This window comes from Mobilicoccus caccae (assembly GCF_030161635.1).
Taxonomy (GTDB): Bacteria; Actinomycetota; Actinomycetes; order Actinomycetales; family Dermatophilaceae; genus Mobilicoccus; species Mobilicoccus caccae.
Map to the genome: position 1 here is coordinate 1 of NZ_BSUO01000002.1, position 23,049 is coordinate 23,049.

General features: G+C 69.1%; 25 protein-coding genes. 17 read left to right on the forward strand and 8 right to left on the reverse strand.

What is annotated here, in order from left to right; all coding sequences use genetic code 11:
• Both QQK49_RS21630 and QQK49_RS21635 read left to right on the forward strand, forming a co-directional pair.
• The coding region (locus tag QQK49_RS21630) for a hypothetical protein (protein ID WP_284305996.1) at positions 1–460 on the forward strand (460 nt) is incomplete at its 5' end.
• The gene (locus QQK49_RS21635) at positions 457–615 is read left to right on the forward strand and encodes a hypothetical protein (protein ID WP_175988855.1); all 159 of its coding nucleotides are present in this window, start codon (positions 457–459) and stop codon (positions 613–615) included. The genes QQK49_RS21630 and QQK49_RS21635, both read left to right, overlap by 4 nt.
• A gap of 64 nt (positions 616–679) precedes the next feature.
• Here the strand turns inward: QQK49_RS21635 and QQK49_RS21640 are convergent, their stop codons facing one another.
• A complete protein-coding gene (locus QQK49_RS21640) occupies positions 680–1,441 on the reverse strand; it encodes a DUF4913 domain-containing protein (RefSeq protein ID WP_175988857.1) in 762 nt (253 codons plus the stop codon).
• The gene (locus QQK49_RS21645) at positions 1,441–1,956 is read right to left on the reverse strand and encodes a TraM recognition domain-containing protein (protein ID WP_284306001.1); all 516 of its coding nucleotides are present in this window, start codon (positions 1,954–1,956) and stop codon (positions 1,441–1,443) included. The genes QQK49_RS21640 and QQK49_RS21645 overlap by 1 nt, the downstream gene beginning before the upstream one ends.
• Positions 1,957–2,223: 267 nt before the next feature.
• Between QQK49_RS21645 and QQK49_RS21650 the strand changes: the two genes are divergently transcribed.
• From QQK49_RS21650 to QQK49_RS21680, 7 genes are all read left to right on the forward strand, one after another.
• Positions 2,224–2,397, forward strand: a complete 174-nt coding sequence (locus QQK49_RS21650; protein WP_282848691.1) for a hypothetical protein — start codon at positions 2,224–2,226, stop codon at positions 2,395–2,397.
• Positions 2,398–2,618: 221 nt separating this feature from the next.
• A complete protein-coding gene (locus tag QQK49_RS21655) occupies positions 2,619–4,652 on the forward strand; it encodes a hypothetical protein (protein ID WP_250646276.1) in 2,034 nt (677 codons plus the stop codon).
• Between the two features lie 336 nt (positions 4,653–4,988).
• Entirely contained in the window at positions 4,989–5,870 is an 882-nt protein-coding gene (locus QQK49_RS21660; protein ID WP_005053810.1) for an ArdC-like ssDNA-binding domain-containing protein, read from the forward strand.
• A 47-nt stretch (positions 5,871–5,917) separates the two neighbouring features.
• Complete coding sequence (locus tag QQK49_RS21665) at positions 5,918–6,541, forward strand: DUF6349 family protein (protein ID WP_071643367.1); 624 nt, start codon at positions 5,918–5,920, stop codon at positions 6,539–6,541.
• Between the two features lie 27 nt (positions 6,542–6,568).
• On the forward strand, positions 6,569–6,880 hold the full coding sequence (locus tag QQK49_RS21670) for a hypothetical protein (RefSeq protein WP_005053814.1): 312 nt from the start codon (positions 6,569–6,571) through the stop codon (positions 6,878–6,880).
• 407 nt (positions 6,881–7,287) lie between these two features.
• Positions 7,288–7,473 carry a glutaredoxin family protein gene (locus QQK49_RS21675; protein WP_284306005.1) on the forward strand — a complete coding sequence of 62 codons (186 nt, stop codon included), beginning with the start codon at positions 7,288–7,290 and terminating at the stop codon, positions 7,471–7,473.
• Positions 7,474–7,532: 59 nt separating this feature from the next.
• Positions 7,533–8,171: a recombinase family protein gene (locus tag QQK49_RS21680; RefSeq protein WP_284306006.1), complete on the forward strand. Its 639-nt coding sequence runs from the start codon at positions 7,533–7,535 to the stop codon at positions 8,169–8,171.
• A gap of 365 nt (positions 8,172–8,536) precedes the next feature.
• On the opposite strand, the gene QQK49_RS21685 is transcribed toward QQK49_RS21680, so the two are convergent.
• Positions 8,537–9,121 carry a hypothetical protein gene (locus QQK49_RS21685; RefSeq protein ID WP_284306007.1) on the reverse strand — a complete coding sequence of 195 codons (585 nt, stop codon included), beginning with the start codon at positions 9,119–9,121 and terminating at the stop codon, positions 8,537–8,539.
• A gap of 608 nt (positions 9,122–9,729) precedes the next feature.
• Here QQK49_RS21685 and QQK49_RS21690 point away from each other — a divergent pair.
• Both QQK49_RS21690 and QQK49_RS21695 read left to right on the forward strand, forming a co-directional pair.
• Positions 9,730–10,326: a hypothetical protein gene (locus QQK49_RS21690; RefSeq protein ID WP_284306008.1), complete on the forward strand. Its 597-nt coding sequence runs from the start codon at positions 9,730–9,732 to the stop codon at positions 10,324–10,326.
• A gap of 42 nt (positions 10,327–10,368) precedes the next feature.
• The gene (locus QQK49_RS21695) at positions 10,369–11,052 is read left to right on the forward strand and encodes a TrbL/VirB6 family protein (protein ID WP_284306009.1); all 684 of its coding nucleotides are present in this window, start codon (positions 10,369–10,371) and stop codon (positions 11,050–11,052) included.
• 286 nt (positions 11,053–11,338) lie between these two features.
• On the opposite strand, the gene QQK49_RS21700 is transcribed toward QQK49_RS21695, so the two are convergent.
• The 3 genes from QQK49_RS21700 to QQK49_RS21710 all read right to left on the reverse strand — a co-directional run bounded on the left by QQK49_RS21700 (position 11,339) and on the right by QQK49_RS21710 (position 14,972).
• Positions 11,339–13,108, reverse strand: a complete 1,770-nt coding sequence (locus QQK49_RS21700; RefSeq protein ID WP_284306010.1) for a glycosyl hydrolase — start codon at positions 13,106–13,108, stop codon at positions 11,339–11,341.
• Positions 13,105–14,106 (reverse strand): hypothetical protein, encoded by a 1,002-nt coding sequence (locus tag QQK49_RS21705; protein WP_284306011.1) that lies wholly within the window; start codon positions 14,104–14,106, stop codon positions 13,105–13,107. Before QQK49_RS21705 ends, QQK49_RS21700 begins: the two co-directional genes overlap by 4 nt.
• 638 nt (positions 14,107–14,744) lie before the next feature.
• Positions 14,745–14,972 (reverse strand): helix-turn-helix domain-containing protein, encoded by a 228-nt coding sequence (locus tag QQK49_RS21710; RefSeq protein WP_284306012.1) that lies wholly within the window; start codon positions 14,970–14,972, stop codon positions 14,745–14,747.
• A gap of 307 nt (positions 14,973–15,279) precedes the next feature.
• On the opposite strand from QQK49_RS21710, the gene QQK49_RS21715 reads away from it, so the two are divergent.
• From QQK49_RS21715 to QQK49_RS21740, 6 genes are all read left to right on the forward strand, one after another.
• Complete coding sequence (locus QQK49_RS21715) at positions 15,280–15,729, forward strand: single-stranded DNA-binding protein (protein ID WP_284306013.1); 450 nt, start codon at positions 15,280–15,282, stop codon at positions 15,727–15,729.
• Between the two features lie 239 nt (positions 15,730–15,968).
• Positions 15,969–16,859, forward strand: a complete 891-nt coding sequence (locus QQK49_RS21720; protein WP_284306014.1) for a conjugal transfer protein — start codon at positions 15,969–15,971, stop codon at positions 16,857–16,859.
• 122 nt (positions 16,860–16,981) lie between these two features.
• Positions 16,982–17,158 (forward strand): hypothetical protein, encoded by a 177-nt coding sequence (locus QQK49_RS21725; protein ID WP_284306015.1) that lies wholly within the window; start codon positions 16,982–16,984, stop codon positions 17,156–17,158.
• A 22-nt stretch (positions 17,159–17,180) separates the two neighbouring features.
• Positions 17,181–17,714, forward strand: a complete 534-nt coding sequence (locus QQK49_RS21730) for a hypothetical protein (RefSeq protein ID WP_284306016.1) — start codon at positions 17,181–17,183, stop codon at positions 17,712–17,714.
• A gap of 11 nt (positions 17,715–17,725) precedes the next feature.
• Entirely contained in the window at positions 17,726–20,362 is a 2,637-nt protein-coding gene (locus QQK49_RS21735) for an ATP-binding protein (protein ID WP_284306018.1), read from the forward strand.
• Positions 20,363–20,547: 185 nt separating this feature from the next.
• On the forward strand, positions 20,548–21,072 hold the full coding sequence (locus tag QQK49_RS21740; RefSeq protein ID WP_284306019.1) for a hypothetical protein: 525 nt from the start codon (positions 20,548–20,550) through the stop codon (positions 21,070–21,072).
• Positions 21,073–21,558: 486 nt separating this feature from the next.
• On the opposite strand, the gene QQK49_RS21745 is transcribed toward QQK49_RS21740, so the two are convergent.
• Together QQK49_RS21745 and QQK49_RS21750 are read right to left on the reverse strand one after the other, a co-directional pair.
• The gene (locus QQK49_RS21745) at positions 21,559–21,861 is read right to left on the reverse strand and encodes a hypothetical protein (protein WP_284306020.1); all 303 of its coding nucleotides are present in this window, start codon (positions 21,859–21,861) and stop codon (positions 21,559–21,561) included.
• An 806-nt stretch (positions 21,862–22,667) separates the two neighbouring features.
• Positions 22,668–22,991, reverse strand: a complete 324-nt coding sequence (locus QQK49_RS21750; RefSeq protein ID WP_284306021.1) for a hypothetical protein — start codon at positions 22,989–22,991, stop codon at positions 22,668–22,670.
• Between the last annotated feature and the right edge of the window lie 58 nt (positions 22,992–23,049).

Here is a 23,049-nt window from a genome sequence, read left to right on the forward strand (position 1 = left end):
GAGCGTCCGCGGGAGGCGCATCGCGCAGCTCGTTAGCGTCGGAGTCGTCGCGGCGGCCGTCGGGTTCGGCGCGCGTAGCCTCCTCCCACCGTTCGCGGACGACGCATTTTGGCGCGCGTTCTGGTCAGGCCCGCCGATGGCGGGCCTGTTCGCCATCGGCGCGGCCGCGGTCGCTTTCTACCCGGCCTACCGGTCGACACTGATCGCGCGCGAGAACGCCGCACGCGAGCAATGGTGGAAGCGGGCGGAATGGGCGCTCGGGCAAGCTGGTTCTGACAATCAGACTGACCGCGAAGTCGCGAACGACGCCCTGGTGGCGCTGTTCGACGAAGCGACCGAGACGGAGGGCAAGATGATCTACCGCACGATGCAGAACTTGCAGGACGCGAGCGGCGTAGACAGCGAGCCCGTATCGGCGGAAACTAGTAGTAGATGGAGGTGGCTACCGTGGGTGAAGTGACGAAGAAGGCAAGCAGCTTGCAGCGTCGGATCGCGGCTGGCAAAGCCGAGCCGATCAGCGATCGCGAGCGGGCGCAGCTCCAAGAACTCCGACAGGCCTACATTCGCCGGTTCGGGAAAGACCCCGACGCGCGGACCGTCGCCAAGACTGCCTGAGCAGCCGTCTAAGCGCACGAGAGAGGGACCGACCCACTGGGCCGGTCCCTCTCTCGTTGTGCGCTCAGACGCCCGTAGGCGGCTCCTCGCGCAGGTCCGGGTACAAACCCTTCGGGGGTGCCGTGTACGGCAGCTCAGCGCCCTTCTGATCGTCGTTCGTGTTCACCCGGCCATCACCAGCCCCGGCGGCCGCGAACGGGCCGTGAGGGTCGAGCAGGACGCTCATGTGGTGCTCGGCGTGATCGCGGAACCAGACGCTCATTCCCGTCGTCGGGTCCAGGCGTAGATGCTCCCACGCCCGCCACAGAGCGTCGAGCCGAATCACGGCCTCCGGGTAGTTCCACCAGTCGGCCGCCCACACGCTGCGCTCCCCGTCGACGCGGCGACGGTAGTTCTTCACCAGGTACTCGCGCACGAACTCGTCGACCGAGCCGTAGTACAGCGCCGGCTCCTCGTCGGCCGGCTCCTCCTCGTCGAGGGCATCCATCGCCGCGGTGACCGCACGACGGGCGGCCGTGGCCGCCTGCGCTTGCAGCTCCTCGATCACTGAGGGGTCCAGCGCCTCGTCGACCTCGGCCGCGACGGCATCCTTCACCGCCGCGGTGATGGCCTTCTGCACCGCGGCGCGAATCGCCGGGGCCGCGAGGTTCGTCGCGACGTCGGCAATGTCGATCCCGAACAGCCGGCCGGGCTCGCGCTCCGGCAGCTCCGGCAGCTCGGCGTCGTCGGGGACGTCGCGCGGGTCGGGCTCGTCGCCCTCGTCCAGCTCGAACGGTTCCGCCTCGATCCCCTCGTCAGCGGGAGCGTCGCCCCAGTTGTCGCTCATCAGGCCGCCCCGTTCCCGTCGACGGTGGCCGCGACCTCACGCACCGACTCCTGCGCCTCGATGATCGTCCGCGACGCCTGCGGGTCGTGAGCTGCGATCGACGCCTTGACCTTCTCGACGTGCGGGCCGGTCATCCACGGCTGCGTGCGAATCAGCGTCGGGCGGTTCCCCGACGAGAGCACCACGGCGCGACCCTTCGGCATCGCGGCCAGGTCGGCCACGTCCAGGATGCGCTCACGGTGGAGCTGCTGATTCACGCTGCGCCCGCCACGACCGGAGGACACCGACGACGCCTGCCGGTCGTAGTCACCGATCAGCTTGGAGAGGCTTTCCAGGAACGCATCTTCGGAGACACCGCCGCCGTAGACCTTCACGTTCGAGGCGCTCCACAGCTTCCGCATGCCCGAATCACCCCACACGTCGACGCCCTGCGACCACGACTGCCGCAACCCCGAGCCGATCGCCGGCCACGAACCCCTCAGCATCGCCACACCGGGCCGGATGCTCTCGCGCACACACGCGACGATCGCAGTCGACCCCGCCGCGGTGGCTCACCCCCGGCCAGCCCACCACGATCCCGGAGGGATCGACGATCCTTCTGGGGGACGTTGAGTGCACCATCGAGCGGGCGCAGTGAACTACACCTGTGGCCGTCGGCGTGTCCTCCCCTTTGTGTTAAGGAAAACCGAGAGACTGGCGCGCATGGGTACTCAGAACGGAAGGCCGAGCAAGGGACGTCGCGACGCCATTCTGGCGAAGCCCCCGTAGAGTTCGGCGCGATCTTGAAGCAGAACGCAGATGCCGCCGGACTCTCCTATGGCGAGTACCTGGTGATGCTCGCGGCCGACGCACTGGGAATGCCTCAGTACGCACCGCCGCGCCCGCGCGATCGCGCAGCAGAGCTGCCGATCCCCGAGCTGAACACGGCCAAGGAGGCAACCTCGAAAGCCGCATAGAACGAGCGAACCCCCCGCCTCTACGAGACGGGGGCCGAAGCTAAGTGCCTGATCCTCTGAGTTTGGCGACCTGGTAGATCAAGGCAGTTCCAGAAAAAGCCGGTAAGGAACCGGACCTTCGCTGTACCCAGCGACCGAAGTCGAAAGGTGGTGCCATCATAGCGCGCGCTCCTCAAAAGCGATATCGCGTTCTCAGCGAGTCGTGGGCACTCACCACAGCAGTGAGCCCGCGGCCGCGCGTGCGCGTGGCCGTCGTCGACGCCTATGGCACCGTCCTGAACGACTACCGGGATCGCGCGATCGGCACGGCCGCTCCTGAGCGCCCGTGGGCTGTCTACCTCGCCGGCCCCGACAAGCGATTCCGTCTCCTCGCGTTCGACCTCGACGCCCACGGCGACCCCGCGGCCGCAGCTCGCGACGCCGACGTGCTCGGCGGCCTCCTCCGCGACGTCGGCCTGCCCTACGTCCTCTGCGAGTCCGGGCCGACCGGCGGCCGGCACCTGTGGGTCGGCTTAGGCGAGTCCGTCGACGCTGAAACCGTCGCCACCCTCGCCCGCCTCACCAAGCACCTGTGCCCCACCCTCGACCTGTCGCCGCTCAGCAACGCCGTAACCGGCTGTGTGCGGCCACCAGGAGCGCCCCACCGTGCCGGCGGGCACTCCACGGTCCTCAGCGGCGACCTGGACGCGCTGCGCGCCCCCACGGCCACCGCGGCACAGGTCCGCGCGCTCGTGAGCCTCGTCGCCGGCCTCGTCGACGACACCGAGCCCGCACGGCCCATCGACCCCCGCTCACCGCTCCCCCTCGACTCCCACGGCCGCCTGCACCTGGCCGGCCCACGCCGCCAGCTCCCCGCCAACAGCTCCGCAGCTCTCCGAGAGACACCCATCGACGCCTCAGCGACGCTCTGGCGCGTCCTGATCGGCGCAGCGGCCGCCAGGTGGCGGCACGCCGACGTCGCCGCCCTCGTCGACACCGAGCCCGGCCTAGAGCACGTCCGCAGCCGCGTCACCACCCGCGGCCGCGCAGCTCGCCCCCGAGGCGAGCAGGCCGCCGTGCTCGGCCGACAGTGGAACAAGGCCGTGCGCTACGTCGCCGCGAGTGACCGCCAGATCGGGGACGATCCCACGTTCGACCGCCGCGCCGACGCGATGGCCGCGCACGTCCGCGACGTGCAGCTCCGCGCCGACGCGGCCGCCGGCCGCTGGACCCGCGGAGGCGGCCCCGCCGATCGCCGCATCCTCGACGTGCTGAGCTTCCTCGCCCTGCACGCCCTCAGCGCCTCCGTGGAGGCCGACACCCGCCGCCTGGCCCTGTTGGCCGGGGTCGGCCGCGAGACGGCCAGGACGGCGCTGCTGCGCCTCGCAGAGGACGGATGGATCGCCCAGACCGCGGCCGCGGACGGCCCCCGCGCCGCTCACTGGACGATCGACCCGCAGAGCACTCTCCACAGCAACACGGATCATGCCCGGTCACAAGCGGACCCGCGCCCCCCTGGGGCCGGGGCCGCTGAGAGAACTACGCTCCTCGCAACGCTGCGCACACGAACGACGGATGCCGCACATGACCTGTTCACCGCTACCCGCCCCGCGCTCGGACACCTGGCCGGGAACCTCTACGCACGAATCGATTCCACAGCTCGCACCCTCGACGAACTCTCCCCCACCATCGGCGCCGATCCTCTCCGAACCCGTCGACTCCTCGACCGCCTCACCTACGCCGGCATCGTCGAGCGCAGCCGGGACGGATGGCACCGCGTCTACGCCCACTCCCCCGACGCGGCCGCCGAGCGCGCCGGAGTCGCCGGCCGACTCGACGCCCGCGTAGACCGCTACCGCGTCGAGCGCGAAGCATGGGCCTGGTGGAAGGCCGAGGAAGCGTGGATGCACGCACCCCGTCGACCCGATGCCCGAAGTCGACCGAGCCGCGGTCAACTCTCCCTCGTCCCCGACGACGGCACCCACGCCTACGGCCCGCACCCGCGCCGAGCCGATGGCCGGCTGGACTACGCCGCAGCTCGACGGATCATCATCGAGGAGCGCGAGGGAACGGCCGTGCGCCCCTACGAGCGCGACGCCGACGGAGATCTCCGCTCGAGAACCGTTGTCGACGAGACCCCCGCCGACGTCGACGCCGACGGCGAGTGGATCGACCCCGGCTATTGCTCCCACGGGATGACCGTCGGCGTCCGGTGCCGGTACTGCGACGGGCCAGCCGTGAAGCTGCTCGACACCCCGCAGCGCCGCGTCGCGTAGAGCCGATCCGCTGCGCGGAGGCGAGCCCAGGGGCTCGCTGGTCGAGCCGGCGGTGCCGGCACAGTCAGGGCCTACGGCCCGTTCTTTTGCCGTGAAGCCTTCGGCAGCATACGGTCGTCAACCCTCCACCCAAGCGGCTGCGCCGCCGGCTCCTCCGAGACTTTCGGCACGCGGTCGCTGCGCTCCCTTATTTCGCGCCGAAACTCTCTCCCCCACCGCCCTACGGGTTGAGCTCCGGGCATCCTCCCTAGCGGCGGTAAACCGCCTTCACGGCAAAAAAACGTGGAGGGGATGAGCAGAGAAATAACCCTATTACCGGCACGGAAGGTTCCGAACATGGCACGCAACGTCAAGACCACCAAGACCCCCGAGCAGCGTCGCGCCGAGGCCGAGGAGCTGCAAGCCACGATCGCGGAGCAGGTCGAGGCGCTGCGCGAGTCGGAGGCGTGGGCGCGGTTCCTGGACTTCACGAAGGCATTCCACCGCTACAGCATCAACAACCTGTTGTTGATCTTCGGCCAGTGCCCCGAGGCGTCCCACGTCGCCGGTTACCGGACGTGGCAGAAGCTCAACCGCCAGGTGCGCAAGGGTGAGCGCGGAATCCGTATCTTCGGCGGCCGCGACGTGCGCGAGACGGTCGAGAACCCCAAGACCGGCGAGGACGAGGAGCAGCGCCGAACGCTGTTCTTCCCGGTGTCCGTGTTCGACATGGGACAGACCGACCTCATCGACCCCGAGGCGGGCGACCCGACCGACATCGCGCGGCCGCTGACCGGAGACGACCCCGCGGGCATCTTCGACGCCGTGGCCGACTACCTCACCGGCAAGGGCTGGACCGTCGAGCGCGAGAGCATCCCCGGCGGTGCACACGGCTACACCGACCCCGAGGGCCGTCGCGTCGTGCTCGATTCCGACCTCTCCCCCGCCCAGGCTGCAAAGACCGGACTTCACGAGGCCGCGCACGTCATCCTGCACGCGGACGAAGATCACGCCGAGTACGTCGAGCACCGCGGCACCAAGGAAACCGAGGCCGAGAGCGTCGCCTACGTCGTCGCCGGGATTCTCGGACTCGACACCAGCGCCTACAGCGTCGGATACGTCGCCGGGTGGAGCAACTGCGACGCCGAGACGATCAAGGCCACCGCGGCAAACGTGCTGCGCGCAGCTCACGCCCTGGCCGACGCGCTCACCGAGCAGCCCGAGGCCGTAGCCGCCTGAGCGGCAATAACTCTATTGCCGTCAAGACCGTCAGAGGAGAAGGAACGATGACCGCGGAAACCCTGTTCGACCTGGCCGAGTTCGAGCGCGAGGCCGTCGCCGCCACCGCATGGGACGGCGCGCCCCTGGCCTACACGACCAGCTACTACAGCCCCGCCGAGCTGGATGCAGCATTCGACCGCTACCGCGCCGAGTTCGGCGGCTTCGGATGCATCCCCCGCTCCCACATGTGGCACCGCAACAGCTACAACCAGGGCGAGCGCGCAGCGACCGCCGACGGCCACGAGCTGCACATGTTCTACGCCGACGCCTGGTGCAAAGAGGCCGACCACGACCACAGCGCCGACCCGCTCCCCGGCGGCGGTCGCTATCAGGCCGTGTGCCCCGGCTGCGCCTGGCACGTCATCAGCGAGCGCGAGAACGACGCCGTAGAGGCGTGGCACGACCACGCCCTGCCCGGCTGGCGATCACTCCCGATCATGCCCCGCCCCGCCGCAGCGGCCACCGACGAGAAGAAGGCACGAGCCGCCGCCGCCAAGTGGTGCGCGGCCAACTACCCCGCCGAGTGGCAGCGCCCCGGCTCCCCCGTCCGCACCATCCGAGGGCCGCACGGCGGCCGACACGTCGAATCCCGCTCGCCCTTCGGCGGCTACGACCTCGCCGCCGACTGACCACCCCGACCAGACAGGAGAACCCCCGTGCACACCCTCACAGAAACCGACGTCGCCGCCCTCCTCGACGACCTCGCCCGACTCCTCCCCTTCCCCACGACGCTCTACACCGACATGGGCGCGGATAGCTGGGCCCCTCAGCTCTACTTCGGCCCCGTCGACCCGTCATCAGACCTCGCCGCACACCGGGCCGGGATCGACGCCGACACCGTGCGCCCGGTCTGGTGGATCGACCTCGACGGCGGAACGCGAACGATCCTCCTCGACGAGGTATCCCCCGACGACGTGTGGAACGTCGCCGCCCGAATCGTCACGCTCTACACCGAACACCGGCAATAACTCCAATACCGCTACGCGGCCCAACGCAATAGGGTGGGTCGCGTCGGCGGCCTAGTCCGCGTCCCCCAGCGAGACACGCAGCCCCGGCACCCGCTCCCCGCCGCCACGTCGCCCCCAGACCGCGCGGCGGGGAGCCTCTACAGCGGCCGACGCCGGACGGAGCCGGCGCCGGCTAACGGACGGCCGGACGGAGCCGGCCGACTGCAGGGGCCTGTCGGCCCGTTCTTTTGCCGTGAAGCCTTCGGCAGCGTACGGTCGGCCAACCTGCGCGCTAGTGCTTTCGCGGCATATCCTCCCTCGCTGCGCTCAGTCCGGTATTCCACGGTCACTAGCACTCCGGCCGCCCTCCCTAGCGGCGAATGAATTCGCCTTCACGGCAAAAAAACGAGGGGTGGGAGGATTACCAAATGGAAGCGCTAACCGTCTACACGACCGGCCCGCAGTGTGGGAAGTGCCGCATGACGAAGATGATGCTCGACAGCAAGGGCGTCCCCTACGTCGAGGTGAACATCACCGAGAACCCCGACGCGCGCGAGTACGTCACCGAGGAGCTGGGCTACTCCCTATCTGCACACCTTCGCGCTGGTCGCTGACGGTGAGGGATAGGGTAGATGCCGACGTTCCTGCCCACTGCGGGATAGGCTCTAGAACTATGACACCCAAGGGTCAAGTGGTCGGCTATGCGCGAGTCTCGACCGAGGACCAGAACCTCGACCGGCAGCTCGCAGCCATCGGCGAGGTCGACCGCCTGTTCACCGACCGGCTGTCCGGCGCGCACGGCGTGGAGCGGCCTGGATTGAACGAGTTGCTGGCGTACGTCCGCGCCGGCGATCGCGTGCGTGTGTCGTCACTTGACCGCCTCGCCCGTTCCCTGGTCGACCTTGAAGCATGGGTTGAGACCCTGACCGCTAAGGGCGTCGAGATCGAGTTCGTCACGAACCGTCTCGTTTTCGCGCCGGGCGTCGATGACCCGTTCGCGGTGTTCCAGCGGCAGATGATCGGCGCGTTCGCGCAGTTTGAGCGGTCGATCTTGCGTGAGCGGCAGCGTGAGGGGATCGAGCAGGCGAAGAAGCGCGGGGTCTACAAGGGACGGAAGCGAGCCCTTGACCCGGATGCCGTCGCGGCCGTGCGTCGCCGCGCCGCGACGGGGGAGAAGTTGACCCAGCTCGCAGCCGACTACGGATGCTCCCGCCGGGTGATCCACGATGTTGTGCACGGCGGCGGTGCCTACCCGTTCACAGCAGCTCGTGATCGCATGGCCGGCGAGGTCGAGTTGCCCATCTTGCAGTGACACCCAAGCGCCACGTCCGCGGTTCCAGACCGGATGCGTTCCAATCGACGTGACGCTCTGTGCTCATCCCGCGTTGACACCTGGGCGTCAGCAGAACTCGCGCAACCGATCTCCTGGTCATAGGCGGGCTGTCCGAGATCAACGGGCACGGGGGTGAGGGGGTGAGCTTCATGCTCTGGGGCGGTGTCCTCGCCGTGTTCGGGGTCGTGGCATTCGCATTGTGATGTCCCTGCCCAGCTCATGACGCACGCCGTGACCAGGTTGCCCAGGGCGTCGGGGTGCTAGGCGGGGGAGTGCTTGACCACAGACGACACCGCCCGCCGTGCCCCGGCGCAGTCTCGCGGGCGGTGCGTCAAGGTCGTTTCTCAGTTCTGGGTGGTGGTGGCGCTGTAGGCGATGCGGCGGCTCTTGGCTTGGACACCGATCCAGTCGTTGACTGAGCGGACAAGGCCGGGCCGGGTGGTCGCGTCGACCTGCTGCACGACGGACACGCGCTTGCGGTGTGCTGAGGCCCAGGTCGTCCAGTCGGTCAGGTCCCGCATTGTGCGAGGCCAGTGGGCGTCAGCGGGGATCGTGACCGCGATGGTGTCGACGACCTTCGCCGCGGAGGACGCGTTCGCGATGGTGTCAGGGTCGGCGTCGATCGGGACGACCCATTCCACGCGTGCCCGTGGGTTGGCAGCGAGGATCGCCTTGGTGGCGGCCACGACCTGCTGCGCGCCTGCGCTGGTCGGTCCGGCCGGGGTGAGGCGCACGATGGGGCTAGGGGTGGCTCGGGCGATCGTCGTCCAGTCGCCGGCGTTGAGCGGGACCGCGACCACGACTTGACCCTTGATCGCGCTCAGTTGCTTGCGGACCGCGGGGGTCAGTGAGCTGCTGTCGCGTGCGGTGACCACGGTGACGTCCTCGCCGCTGCGGGCTTTCCCGGACCCGATAGCGGTGGCGGTCACGACGTTGCCGGTCGGCCAGGATTGACCGGACGGGACGTCAGTGCTGGTGACGTCCTTGCCGCCGATCTTCGCGGCGGGCCGCTCAGCGAGGGGCAGCGGCTCGGGGGAGTCACGGCCAATGCCTCGACGTGGGGCTCGACGGCCGGCGCCGCCGGCGTTGCGGGTGCAGGGCTCGCACCGGGCGCGGGGCGTTGAGCGTGTGGTGCAGGCGTGACCTGCTGGCTTCGAGCTGGTGCTGTGCCGCGCTGGGGGGCGATTTGGCTTGTGGTCGGAATCCGAGGCGTGGAAGTGGGGGACGGGTCCGAGGTTGTCGGCGATGACGGAATTGACGCCGGGGGTCGATCGGTTCCGGTCCCTCAGTTGGGGTCGTGCTGCTAGGTGAGGGCGACGTCGGCGCAGGCCGTGTTGGGCGAGGAGCCGGCGCGGCTGTCTCCATCGGGGGAGCAGGAACAGGCGGGCTCGGTTCGCGTGTCGGCGCGGGCGTCTCGGTGGCCGGGGCTGGTGCTGGTCGCGGCTTGCTGGTCTGCGCCGGGGCAGGTGCCTCAGCGGGCGCCGGCGGCTTGGGTGCGCTGGTCTCGGGCACCTTCGGTGCCGGTGCAGCCTCTTTCGTGGTGCTCGTGGCCGGCGCGGTCGTCGTGCTCGGCGAGGGTGGGGTCGTCGAGCTGGCCGGTGCTGGTGCGGCCGTGCTCGTGGTCGGCGAGCTGGTGCTCGGTGCGGCCGTGCTCGTGGCCGGCGCGGTCGTGCTCGTGGCCGGCGCGGTCGTGCTCGTGGCCGGCGCGGTCGTCGTGCTCGGCGAGGGTGGGGTCGTCGAGCTGGCCGGTGCTGGTGCGGCCGTGCTCGTGGTCGGCGAGCTGGTGCTCGGTGCGGCCGTGCTCGTGGCCGGCGCGGTCGTGCTCGTGGCCGGCGCGGTCGTCGTGCTCGGCGAGGGTGGGGTCGTCGAGCTGGCCGGTGCTGGTGCGGCCGTGCTCGTGGTCGGCGAGCTGGTGCTTGGTGCGGCCGTCGAGGGCGCGGCCGTGCTCGTGGTTGGGGCCGGCGCAGTCGCCGTGCCCGATGCCGGAGCGGCCGTGGTGGGCGTCGCCACAAGGACAGGCGACACAGGATCAGGCGCGGTATCTGCGACCGGGGTCGAGGAGACGGCCACCGTCACATCGGGCACCGACGAGGGGACAGACACCGTGACCTTCGGCGCGCTCTCGAGGTGTTGACTCCTAGGCGTCACCGCAGGCGCGGCCGTCGAGGGTGCAGTCGTGCTGGTGCTCGGTGCCGGCGCGGCCGTCTCCTCGGGTGCCGGTGCGGTCGTCGAGCTGCTGGGCGCGGCCGTCTCGGTCGTCGGTGCTGGTGCGGCCGTCTCCTCGGGTGCCGGTGCGGTCGTCGAGCTGGTGCTCGGTGCCGGCGCGGCCGTCTCCTCGGGTGCCGGTGCGGTCGTCGAGCTGCTGGGCGCGGCCGTCTCGGTCGTCGGTGCTGGTGCGGCCGTCTCCTCGGGTGCCGGTGCGGTCGTCGAGCTGCTGGGCGCGGCCGTCTCCTCGGGTGCCGGTGCGGTCGTCGAGCTGCTGGGCGCGGCCGTCTCCTCGGGTGCCGGTGCGGTCGTCGAGCTGGTGCTCGGTGCCGGCGCGGCCGTCTCCTCGGGTGCCGGTGCGGTCGTCGAGCTGCTGGGCGCGGCCGTCTCGGTCGTCGAGGGTGCAGCCGTGCTCGTGGTGCTGGGTGCGTCGGTGGCCGGGTCCGGCGGTGCGCTCGTCGTGACAGGGGTGGGCGTCTCCTCGGCCTCACGAGGAGTGGCAGGAGGGGTTGTTGCTGCGGGCGGCTGGTCGCGGTGGGGCGTGTCGTCAGGCTCGGGCTCGTCGGGGGGTGTCGTGTCGACGGGCTCGGGTGTCTCCTCGGCGGGAGGCGGCGTGTCGACGTTGTTCGCTGCGCTCGGCTCGCTTGTGGCCTGATCTGGAATCGGTGAGGACTGGTCGGAGCCGTCCGAGGGGGTGACTCCTCGGCGGTGGCCGCGACCGGCGCATTGCTTGCTTCGTCGGCCGCGGTGGGGTCGGGGTCGGCAGGTGTGCTCATCGGCGATTCGGGGGTGCTGCTGGTGGGCAGCTCGTCGGCCTGCGCCGGCTGCGCGCCGAGCAGGGCAACACCGAAGGCGAGGGGGGCGATGGCGATAAGACCGGCGTGGGTGAGGCGAGGGCGAGTCATGAGGAGTCTCCTTGGTGCCGAGGGGAGCGAATGAGGTCAGGGGGTTGGGCCGTGCGAGTCGTCCTGGGGGGCGCTCCACTGTCCCTGGCTGGTCGTCTGGCTGCTGGGCTCCGCCTCTTGAGCGGTCTGGGTCTCGATCTGCTGGGGAGTTGCGGTGCTATCACCGGGGACCGGCGGTGCTGAGGTCGTGGGCATTCCGGTGGTCTCGGCCGCCGCTGTGGATGGCGCCGCCGTGGTGGATGGTGCTCCGGTCGCGGCCTGCTGCGGGGTCGCAGGTGCAGGCAGCGTCGAGACCGATTGGCTCGCGCTCTTGTCAAGTTGTGCCTTTAATGCCTTAACTGCCTGGGGGACCTGCCCGTCGCCGATGGAGTTGGCGATGTATGCCTCTGGCTCGTCGAAGTAGGACTCGCCCTGGATGATTCCGTCCTTGGCGTGCTCGGAGGCGAGGTAGTCCATCACCGTCGCGATATAGAACGGGTTGTCGCCGCCGCCCTGCTTGTTGCCGGGCGCGACTCCCCACTCGGGAACGGCGAACTTCTTGCCGTGCGAACGGGCGAAATCGACCCAATGCTTCCAGCCCTGGTCTTCGTCGCGGTGTTGCGGCCACGTCGATTCGTTGTAGGCGGGCCACCAGTCGTATGCGTCGAGTCCCACGACGTCAACGACGTCGTCACCGGGCCAAGCCATGCTTGCGTCGGGGAGGGAATCGCCCTTGCCCTTGTTGGGGTTCCACGTCACCAGTAGCGACGGTCCGCCCTTCTTGAGTGACGTCGAGGCGTGTCGGAAAGCCTGCTTCCACTGCTCGACGTTCTCCGGGGTGGCGTGGTGCTTCCATCCTCCGAGGTTGAACTCCCAACCGATGCGGGCGGTGGAGCCGGGGTAGCTCTTTTCGATCATCCGGCCCAGCTCTTCCCACTGCGCGTTGTAGCCGCCCGCGGCGGCCGTGGCGAGGTCGCCGTCCTCCTGCCAGAGGGGAACGGCGACGTCGAGCGTGCCGGTGAAGCCCGCGGGGCGAGCCATCCACCACGGGTCCATGATCGTGGCCCACGAACCGCGTGCGGGGGCGACGGAGAGTGTGTCGACCTTGCGGCCGGTGACGTCCTGGAAGCGCCCGACGCGATCGAGGGAATGGGCGAACACGCCGTGCTTCCAAGTCAGTCCGGAAGCGTTCTGGCCGGTGGAGACCTGCCGCTGGGCGGGCGCTGCTGCGGTCGGGGTGTCGCGGGTGGCCTGCGGCGCCTGCTGACCTTCGGGGGCAACCTGTGCTGGCGCCGGTGAGGCTGTGTCAGCCACGGTCTGTTTCGGGGTCGGGTCGGCCGTCGTCGTGGGCGAGCTGGTGCTCGTTTGGGTGTGCCGTGAGGGTGCCTGAGTCAGCGGGGGAGTCGGCACGCTCGTAGCCGTCTGGGTGATCGTCGCAACCGGGTTCGTCGTGGTTGGGGTCGCCGGTTCGGTGGTGAGCGTGACGGTCGGGTCTGCCGGTGCCATCGGAGCTTGCGTCGCGGGGGCGTTGGTGCTCGTCGGGGCGGCGGTGAAGGCCGATGAGGTCGGTGCAGGCTGCTCGGTGGTGCCCGGCACGGGCCGCGCAGTGTTGGTGGGGTCCGCCACCATGAGGGGTGCGGTCCGGGTGGATGGGTCTCGCGAGACGGTGACGGTCACGACGTCGGTCGTGACGGGGATGATGACCGTCACGGCGTCGGCCGGGGTGGGGTCGGCAGCCGCGGCGGGGGCAGGCATGAGGCCGGTCCCGGCGGTCAGGGCGACGAGGGCGGCGATGGTGATGCGGGGAGTACGCACGGGCTCACTCACTTCTTGACGGTCGGGACGGCGGGGTTGGGTGGCAGGAGCCAAATGCGTTCCTGGCCGTTGGATGAGCTGCGCACGAGCGCGTTGCGGCCGAGCACTTCCTCGACGACGGACTCGGATGGGCTCATGAGTCCGGTCGGTGCGTCTGGGGAGACTACGACGCGCTGACCGTTGATGGTGCCGAAGGCGCGATCGGCGATGACCGAGGCGACCGAGAGAGGTCCGCCAAGGTCTGTGACCGTGCCGCGTTGCAGATCGACCAGGGCACGTCCCTCTGCGGCCTTCTTGTCTGCGCTGGTGGGGCGCGTCGCCACGATCGCCCACGTCCTCGACGAGCTGGGGAACCAGTTCAGGGCGTCTCCGGGTTTGGCGCCGGGGACTTGGCCCGCCATCAGGCGGTGAATGCCGTCGCCGGTGTCCTGATGGATGACGACCTCAAGACCTTTGCCGGTGCTGCTTGGGTGGACGGTGGCGATTGCTGGGCCCATCGCGTCGATGACGGTTAAGGTCTCGGGCTTGGATGCGGGGGTTTCCCAGGGGTGGGCGTTTCCGGCTTCCTGGCCGGGTTTGAGCTGCCACCAGCCGGTGGGCGCGCCGGCGTTGACGTGACCGTCCGTCCACGCGCTGACTGCGGTGGCACCTTGGGGAACCTTCACGGTGGCGAGCTGCCCGGCCTGAATGAGAGCCACGGTGTCGGTGGAGGTGCCGATGAGGGGAGTGTCGCCGCGCCAGGTGATCGGCGCCGTCTCGCTGGGCAGGGCGACGCCACCCTCGGTGCCGTCGTCCACCATCCACCACGCTAGGCGGTCTCCGACGTGGATCGCCAGAGCGCGAGAGTTGTCGATCATCGTGAGCGTCAGCGGTGATCGGACCGTGCCGCCAGGCAGGTGATGTGACCACACGGTGCTGCCCTGGTCGTCAACGAGGGCCACCTGACGGTCGGCGGTGACGATGCCGACTTTGGTGCCGTCGACGACGGCGACCTTCTTGGCCTCGGGCATGAGGACCGGCGATGACCAGGTGGCCGACTTGGCCCATTCCAGCGGCGGTCCGGCGGGGAACTCCTCCTGGCGTGACCGCGACCGCGGTGGTCGCGCTTTGGGAGGGCGCGTCGCCGCTGACCATGGTGTGCATCGCCAGAGCGATCGCGCCGACGACGACCAGTGCGGCCAGCACGACCGCCGCCACCGAAAGCTGCCGTTTGGTGATCCGCCGGCGCAGGCCGGTCAGGGAGGCCGTGAGCGCGGTTGCGCCGGCGAGGTGCCGTGTCGGGTGTCGCCGCGGCGCGGGGGTCGTGTCCGGCAGGGACAGCGGGGCAGGAGCAGGACTCACCGCCTCTAGCTGTGTCGTCGGGTCCTCATCCTGCTCGTCATTGGGCAGGGCCAGTACCGATCCGTCGGCGTGGATTGCGACTCGCCATGAGGCGCCGTGCTCGTCGGCCATGTCTGCGTGCACCACACGACCGGGTGCTCGGTCAGCGAGGCGCGCAGCAGCTCGAAGGGCTGCCTGATCTGCCGATTCGCCTGGCTCCGGGGAGACATGACGGCCGTCGATGGTCACCTCTGGCTGACCGCTAGGTGTCAGAGTGCGCGTGATGGCGATGAGAGGAGTGGTGGCCATCGAGAGCCTTTCTGGTGGGCTATTCCTCCTCGACGACGGATTCCCCCAGGATGATGCGCTGGACGTCACTTCGGCGAATGCGCCACTGGCTGCCGATTTTGGTGCCGGGGAGAGCCTTCCGGTTGAGCAGCCGCATGACGGCGACCGGACGCAAGTTCAGCACTTCGGCGACGTCGGCGGTCGTCATCATCAGCGGGTAGGCCCGCAGCTCCGGGATCGTGTCGAGGTCGGTGTTCGGTTGTGTCATTTGACGCGCACGCCTTTCAGCTGCGACCACGCCATGCAGTCGACAGCGTACTCTATTGCCCGATGTGTACTTCTGTTGCCCAATCGGCTGGGATATTGCTTTGTGAAGTCCGCCGACGCCACCGCCCCACCCGTGGGTGCCCCGCCTGATCATTCCATGACTCCTGGGTGTCAACCGTGCGACTCGCGCGCACCTAGGGTCCCGGAATCGCTTGAGTCGCAGGCGATTTCATCCCGTGTCCGGTGCTGGCATCTATCGGCTGGATGCTGCACTATGGATTCATACATGAAATCGGAGGTGGTGGGTCATGTTCGAGATGTGGGGTGGCTTTGAGGGCAACTTGGTTGCCGAGCCTGAGCGCGTGGACCTCGGAGGTGATGGGCACCTGACTGAGTTCCGGATGCTTGTCGATGACGTGCGGCAGAACCGTGACCGTGCGTGGGTCAAGCGGGGCGCGATGCGGGTCAAGGTCAAGGTCGGTGGCGCGCTGGGGGAGGCCGCGGCCGAGCAACTGCACAAGGGCGACCGCGTGTATGTCGTCGGCTCGTGGCAGGTGAACGAGTGGGAGAGGACCGAGGACGGCAAGACCCGCACGGTGGTCGATCAGTGGGTGCGGGCCGGGAAGATCGCTCGGCCGCTGGATACCCGCAGGCGGCGGACCGTTGCGGGGGCCGACCCGGCTCCGTCGTCGTCGGAGGGTGAGGCTGTCAAGCCCGCCGCTGGCGATGATGACTTCTTCGCCGGGGTTTCGGTATGAGCAGCGCGCTTGAGGAACGGGGCGAGACCGCCGTCGACGACGGCCTGTTCGCTCGTGCGCGGGCGACGTCACCGGCGCCGAGAGCCGCGGTCCAGAGCGAGCCGGTTCAGGAGCCCCGCAGGGTCGAGAGGAATGCACGCGCAGGCGGCGGCGTGCGCCGGTTCTCTCTATCGCGGCCGAACTCGACGTCGAGTCGGGGCGATGAGGTCAGCGGTAATACGGGGGCGACGTCGGCGTTCATGCTCGACCCCGAGCCACGCACGGCGGTCATGCTGCGCCGGTTCTTGCAGGTCTTGGTCGGCTTGGTGGCTTTCGTCATCGTGGCGCGTGGCATCTCCTCGCTGGTGCAGGGGCCGCCATCCGCGCCGCCGGCCCCGAGTCTGCCGGCGTCGGTTACCTTCCCCACGAGCCAGGCCGAGGGCGTCGCGGCGCGCTGGACCTCGGCCTACTTGAGCCTGAGCCCGGCGCAGTCACGGTCACGGGCGGCAGGGATGGCGCTGGATACGCCCGCCGGGTCGGCCACGGAGAACACGGGGTGGAACGGTCAGGGTGCGGTGGTGGTCCGCAATGTCGTACCGGCCGGAATCCAGGTCGTCGAGCCGACGCGGGCCGTGGTGACGGTGCTGGCACAGATCACCAACGGCAAGGCGCCCGCTCAGTGGCTTGGAGTCTCGGTGCCGGTGCACACCGATGGCGCACGGGTGCTCGTGGACGGCACGGGCGCGGCGTTCACCTCACTTCCGGGTGAGGGATCGTCACCGATGTCGCCAACGGAGGGGCCGCGCTGTCGGGTCGGGGATGCCACCTGCACGCCCGATGCCGACCTGACCGCGCAGACCAAGGCGGGCGGGGCAGCGTTCTTCGCGGCCTTCGCGGCCCGCGATGCTGGCGCGCTGTCGCAGGCGACCGCGCCGGGAGTGAATCTGGCTCCGCTGGGAGGCACTGTGCAGCCGGTCGGGGTGAGCGAGTGGACGGTCTATCAGGGCCAGGGGCCGACGCGCCCGGCGACCGCGACCGTGACATGGCGTCTGGGCGCGGCTGAAATTCAGCAGCGGTATCGGCTCACGCTCACTCAGGTGAGCGCGTCTGGATCGACGAGCTGGCGCGTGGCCGGAATCACCGCAGGTTGACCACAACGTGTCAACCGCAACGAGAGAGAGGACTGAATCATGGGTACTGGAACGGGTTTAGTGACCTGGGCGACGGCTATCGGAGGGTCTTTCTTCGCAGTCATCGTCATCATGGTCGGGCTGTGGATGCTGGCGCGGCGAGCGTGGGGGAGCTGATCGGTTTCCTCATGCTCGCGGTGGTGGTCGCGGGCTTCATTTTCCTGCCAGACGAGACCAAGAACATCTTTATCTGGCTGTGGCGCCAGACCTTCGGCGGCGGCAACGCTGGGGCTGGCACCGGCGGTAGCGGCAGTGCGTGAGGGGCGGACGATCACCCGCAGCATGCGGATCGAGCCTCGGCAGCACGAGCTTTTCGGCGTCGATCTTGGTGAGGGCGTGCCCCGCGCCGCTCTGGGGTGGGGCGTCATGGTCTATCTGGCCTGGTGGGTCCTGCTGAGCGTGTTGCGGGTCCCCTGGATTCCTCCGCTGGTCGCGCTGTGGATGGTGCCGCCCTCGATCTTCGCGTGGCTGGGGTGGCAGGAAGGACGGTGCTCGCGCCGTCGTCGCGTCACCGATTGGATGCTGAGCTTGCGATGGATCGTGCGTGCTCATCAGCCAGTGATCGGGCTGGGGCGCAGGCAGCCGGATCGGGAGGAGTGCCTTCCGGTGCGGGAGCGGATTCGGTCTCGCACCGCTGGGTGGCAGGACGTGTTGCGGCCGGGTCAGGTCGCCACTCATCGCACGTACACGGGGCCCCGGCAGTCGATCGACATGAGGCAGGGACGCGCTGTCCTGCTGGCACCGCGGGTGCAGCTCATCGGGACTGAGGAAGCACGAGCACGGCTGGTGCGATCCCGGCAAGAACGACGGAAGTAGGGCGAGGTCATATGGGCACGTTCGGGTCTCTTTTCGGCCGGCGGACCGCCGCGGCGCCACCGCAGTATCGCGCCATCGCGCCGGGTGTCGTCGTGACCGACGACGCCGTGTGGGGCGTCTATTCGTTGCGCAGCACCAACAGCGACGTGAAGGGCGAGAGTTCTTTGGACCGTGAGCACGACGATGCCCTGTCGGCTTTCCGTGTGCTCACCGGCCGCGAGGCTCATCTCAAGGTCGTGTGGGGCCGGATCAGCGGTGATACCTACTTGGCTGGTCTGGACCTGCCCGCGGTCGACGTGCCCGGACGGCCGCGTGTGCGGGAGTGGGCCGAGACCCGTGCCGACAGCATCGACGAGCTGGACTTGCCCGAGCGGCAGGTGTTGTTGAGCGTCAAGCTGTTGTCCCGCAAGGGATACCGCGGCAGCGGTCGTTCGCTGGGGTTGACGGCTGGCACGGTGTCGTCGGCGGAAATGGCGGAGGCTTTGTCCTTGTCGGTGCAGCTGGGACGCCAGCTCGCGCACACGCTGTGGCGGGCGCAGGCCGCGAGCACGGAGACGATCGCGTGGTCTATCTCGCGTGAGATGCACCGTGGCGCCGAGATTCCGGCATCGGATCAGCTCAAGGGCGCGCAGCTTGCGCGCCTGGTGTCCGGGCGTGCCGAGCCGATGCCGGATCATCTGCGCATCGTCGATGCCCGTGGGGAGGTCGTGTCTTTCGTGCGCGTCCTGGCCTTGACCGACTTCCCCGAGGTGATGGTCACGCCCGGTCAGGAGTGGATCGCCTGCCTGAATGGTCTGACGACCGTGCCGTTGATGTTGGAGGGGTGGGAGGAGCCCGCCCCGGTTCACGTCCTGGCTGATGTCTCGATCCGCATTTCCGTTCTTCGAGGGCAGCAGGCCGTCAGCAAGGTCGGCAGCGTGCGTGTGTTGGCAAAGGAACAGCGCATCGAGGCCGGTAAGAGCAGCGCCGGTGAGCCCTCAGACCATGTTTTGACCGCCGAGGATGAGACGGCGCAGATGGAGATGGCGTTGCAGCGTCACCATGTGCAGCTCGACGAGGATCACCCGCGCATCATCATTTCGGCGTCGAGCATTGAGGAGCTGGAAGCCAAGTCCGCCGCCGTCGTTGCTTGCTACGACGCCATCGGGATCACGGCGTGGGTTGCTGAGGATGAGCAGCGCGATCTTTGGTTGGAACAGCTGATCGGCGACCGGGTGCGTGTCCCTGATTTGGGACACCACCGCGACACGCACGCTCTGGCGCAGTCGTGGTTTTGGGCCGGGTCGCAGGTGGGCTCGGCCGACCCGAGCGTGCCAGCCATCGGATTCACGACCGGCCTGACGGCGACGCTGGTCCGATTCCTGTGCACCGAGGCGACGGCAGCCGCGGATGCGCCCCTGACTCTCCTGACCGGACGCACACGCCGCGGTAAGACGGTGGCGATGATGTTGGCCGCGCTGGATGCGTGCTTGGCTCCGCAGAATCAGGCTTTGGAGCCATACGTGTTTCTGCCGGACGTGAAGGGCGACGGCAAGGGGCTCGTCGACGCGGCTCGACGTTTCGATGTTCCGGGCCGGGTGATCTCCGTTCTTGAGGCTCACGCTGGCGCGCTCGATGCTTTCGTGGCGACGGAGCCGGATTTCGCGCCCGATGCCGCCGCCGGACAGCTCGCCCTTCTGCTGCCGCACCGGATCGCCGCTGACCACGAGGACGTGATTCAGCAGGCCGTGGCCGGCGAGGTGGAGGCCCACCCCGACGATCCGCGGTCTTGGCGTGTGGTCGCGAGCATTCTCGAACGCGGAAAGCAGGACCCCCGATGGGATCGAGTCGGGAAGACGCTAGACGCGGTGACCCGCTCGGGGTACGGCCGCTTGATCGCCGGGCGCCCTAGCGGGGAGGGCGTGGAGTTGAGTCGTGAGGCCGGGATCACGGTGTTGGACCTGCCCCTGCCGCAGCTTCCCGAGGCTGGGAAGCCGGCGACCGACTGGACCGCGCCGCAGCGTGCGCAGGTCGCGGCCCTGCGCGGAATGCTGGCTTGGTGCTCCATGATGGCCGCGTCGATTCGGGAGCGGCGGCGGGTGAAGGTGCTGGCGATTCCCGAGGCTCACGTGCTTCTCGCGACAAGCGACGGGCGGGCCTGGTTGGAGCAGATGTGCCGCATGGCGGCGTTCATGGGGGTCTCGCTGTTGGCGGACTCTCAGGACGTCGAGGGCATCGCGGACGTCCCCGGCATCGTCGAGGGCCTGTCGAGCACGTTCGCGTTCGCGCAGCGCACCCAGCGGCAGCAACAGGAGCTCGTGCGTTTGATGCGCCTTGATTCGGACAGCGACGCCCCGCACGTCATCGCCACGTTGGACCGGGACGAGAGCGACCTCGACGGCAATAGCAAGCGGGGTGTGCGCCGCGGGCACTGTCTGGCGCAGGACAGGTGGGGCGACGTGGCCACGATGCAGTGGGTGTTGCCCTCGGCCGAAGTCCTTGCGCTGCTGGATACGTCCGGCGCGGCAGCGGCTGAGCGTGATGAGCGGTACCGCGCATCCATGCAGGACATGACAGAGGAGCACACCGTCGACAGCGACGTGCTGGACGTCGCCAGTGATTGGGAGCCGGTGCCGGTGAGTGCCGGCGACTTCGAGGAGAGGCCATGACGCACAACGACGACCACGAGCAGCCACACCTTCGCCTCGTGCCGGGTGACCACGGCTCCGATGAGATGCCGGAGAGCTGGGACGAACCGGAGATGCCGGCGGCGCATGATCAGGCGGGAGTGCGCCCCGCGCGGGTGCGCCGGTCGGGAATGCGGTGGCCGCAGTGGGGCCGACTCCGTTGGACCTTGACCGGGTTGCTCGTCGCGCTCGGTGTGTGGTGGGTCGCCGCGCACGCGGTGACCCCGGCGAGCTATCAGGCACCGCCGGCCGCTGCTCCCTCGGTGAGTCAGGCACCGCAGGTCACCACGGCGATCCAGACCGCCATCCGCTACGAGACTGCCATCCAGAGCGGTGACAAGACGGTTGCGTGTGGCTTGGAGCCCGATCCCGTTACGTGCGAACGAATCTACGGCTCGGCGCGAGTGGGGAACCGCCTCATCGAGCCAGTCTCGGTGGTACAGGCGACGCCGGTTGTTACCTTGCCGAACGGGGCGGGTGGGCAGACTCGCGGCGTCGGCATCCTCGTGCAGTGGCAGGCCGAGGGACAGAACCGTCTCCGGTCCGCCATCCTGGTCGACGACGCCACGGGCAAGGTCGTCAAGCGGGTCACGATCGGCTCGGGGAACGCCACGACGCCGCTCGAAACGCTCCTCGGGGGGCACTTCCGTGAGGCCGGCCCTTTTCGTTCGCCAGACAGCCGCGGCGGTTAGCCCGACAACCCCCGATGGTCTCGGCGGTCTGCTCACCCTGCCCTCCTTGGCCGGTGGCAGTGGCACGACCCTGCTGGAACAGGTGGGGTTGAACGCCTACATCGTGTCCTCGGACCTCGGTCTTACCGACGTCGTGGCTCAATCGGCCTACGTGCTTTATGAGCCCCTTCAAGAAATCGCGCTGATGCTGACCCGTCTCGCGGTGGCTCTGCCGTGGTGGGCGACCCGGCTGACCTCAGTCGAGGTCGCCGCACCGCTGGGAGCAGAGGTGAGTGCCATCTCCGGTGACCTCATGCTCTGGCTTTTCCCGACCGCCCTCATCCTCGGCGGGCTGGGCGTGCTGTGGTCGCACTTCACCGGGCGCGGTTACATGTCCCCGCTGATCGGACTCCTCGTGGGGGACTCCTCGCGGCGGGGTTCGCCATCGACGGTTCCCGACTCCTCGGCTCGCTCGATGATGGGCGCCAGCTCCTCTCATCCTCTGTTTCAAACCTGGGCACCACCGGGCAGGCGCAGCTTGACATGCCGTTCAAATTCGACGGCGGCGCCGTCACCGGCGGCACTCACCAAGAGCAGCTTGCGCGTCGCACGGGTGACGCGCAGTGGCGCGTCTTCGGCGTCACGCCCTGGTGCCAGACGCAGTTCGGGTCGCTTGAGGCATGCAAACGGTACGGCCCCGACTGGGTGAAGTTGAAGACCGACGACGAGCGCAAGCAATACATCGACAAGGTCATAAAGCCTTCTGAGGGTGGAGATGACGCCCCCACCGTGAGGTTCGTTCAGGGGCATGATCCTTCGGGTCGTATCGCCACGTCGCTCATAGCCGTGCTGATCGGTGGGGGCTTGTTCCTGGTGAACGCGTCCCTTGCCATCGGTTCTGTTCTGCCGTGGACGACGGCGTTGATCCTGCTGGTGTTCGGTGTGCTGTGGGCATGTCTGCTGATGGTGGGCGGATGGGCCGGACGAGTGGGCTCGGAAATCTTCTTGCTGATCGCGGGGCTGACGGTCCTGTCGGGGATCATTCTGGGCATCATCAGCGCCGCGCAGATCATCAACGGAGTCGTGATCGCGGCGACCGTCTCGGAGGGTTATCTCCCGGCCGCGGTTTTCGGTTTCGCCACACTCGCGGGAGCCCTGCGGGCCAAGACCTATTTGGAGCGGGTGCTGACCGGCGGTGGAGCATCGTCGGGTTGGGGACGCCTCGGGGCATATCTGGCGCTTCGGGGGCTCGGTAACACGGCCCGGTCCCTGGTTGGCTCCGGTCGAGGCCGTCAGCGTCAACGCAGCTCTCAAGGCCAGGACCAGGGCCGCGGCCGGGGCCGCGGGACGTACGAGGACGACCCGCCCAACGACGGCACCGGCGGCGGCGACGGTGATGCAGGTGGCGGCACCGGCGGTGGCCGACCCGGCATCGGAGGCGGGCCGCGTCGTGTCCTGGGTGGAGCACGACGCGACGCGACGCGGCCCGGTAGCCGGCCGAGTGCTCGTCGGCCTGGAACCAAGGGCGGCCCGACCCGCTCTGACGGCGATTCGGGACGACCTAGTGCCGCGCCAGGAGGCGCCCCGACGAGACGTCCAGGAGAATCACGACGCACTCAGCGAGAGGAGACGTCAGTCCCCGAGGACCTCGCGTACTTGGCAACACTGACCGGGACGGATGGACCGTTGTCTCCCAATCGCCGACGTGTCTGGGCCAACCCCAGCACCGGCGGCGAGACCCGAGGGACGCGGCGGTCCTCGTCCAGCGGTGGCGGGTCGTCCTCGTCGTCGTCGGCCGCGCCGAGTGCGCGGCGGTCCTCGTCCAGCGGTGGCGGGTCGTCCTCGTCGTCGTCGGCCGCGCCGAGTGCGCGGCGGTCCTCGTCCAGCGGTGGCGGGTCGTCCTCGAACCGAGCAGGAGCGCAGCCGGCGGGTGAGCGCACTCCTCGGCCGCGAGCACGCACCGGCTACAGCCAGCCCGCGCCGAGGCGGCGCCGCAGT

Coding starts and splice junctions, on each gene's coding strand:
- QQK49_RS21720 (WP_284306014.1), top strand. CDS start 15,969: ATGCTCGACCCCGAGCCACGCACGGCGGTCATGCTGCGCCGGTTCTTG.
- QQK49_RS21730 (WP_284306016.1), top strand. CDS start 17,181: ATGCGGATCGAGCCTCGGCAGCACGAGCTTTTCGGCGTCGATCTTGGT.
- QQK49_RS21640 (WP_175988857.1), bottom strand. CDS start 1,441: ATGAGCGACAACTGGGGCGACGCTCCCGCTGACGAGGGGATCGAGGCG.
- QQK49_RS21680 (WP_284306006.1), top strand. CDS start 7,533: ATGACACCCAAGGGTCAAGTGGTCGGCTATGCGCGAGTCTCGACCGAG.
- QQK49_RS21710 (WP_284306012.1), bottom strand. CDS start 14,972: ATGACACAACCGAACACCGACCTCGACACGATCCCGGAGCTGCGGGCC.
- QQK49_RS21745 (WP_284306020.1), bottom strand. CDS start 21,861: ATGCCCCTGAACGAACCTCACGGTGGGGGCGTCATCTCCACCCTCAGA.
- QQK49_RS21675 (WP_284306005.1), top strand. CDS start 7,288: ATGGAAGCGCTAACCGTCTACACGACCGGCCCGCAGTGTGGGAAGTGC.
- QQK49_RS21660 (WP_005053810.1), top strand. CDS start 4,989: ATGGCACGCAACGTCAAGACCACCAAGACCCCCGAGCAGCGTCGCGCC.
- QQK49_RS21665 (WP_071643367.1), top strand. CDS start 5,918: ATGACCGCGGAAACCCTGTTCGACCTGGCCGAGTTCGAGCGCGAGGCC.
- QQK49_RS21715 (WP_284306013.1), top strand. CDS start 15,280: ATGTTCGAGATGTGGGGTGGCTTTGAGGGCAACTTGGTTGCCGAGCCT.
- QQK49_RS21705 (WP_284306011.1), bottom strand. CDS start 14,106: ATGCCCGAGGCCAAGAAGGTCGCCGTCGTCGACGGCACCAAAGTCGGC.
- QQK49_RS21735 (WP_284306018.1), top strand. CDS start 17,726: ATGGGCACGTTCGGGTCTCTTTTCGGCCGGCGGACCGCCGCGGCGCCA.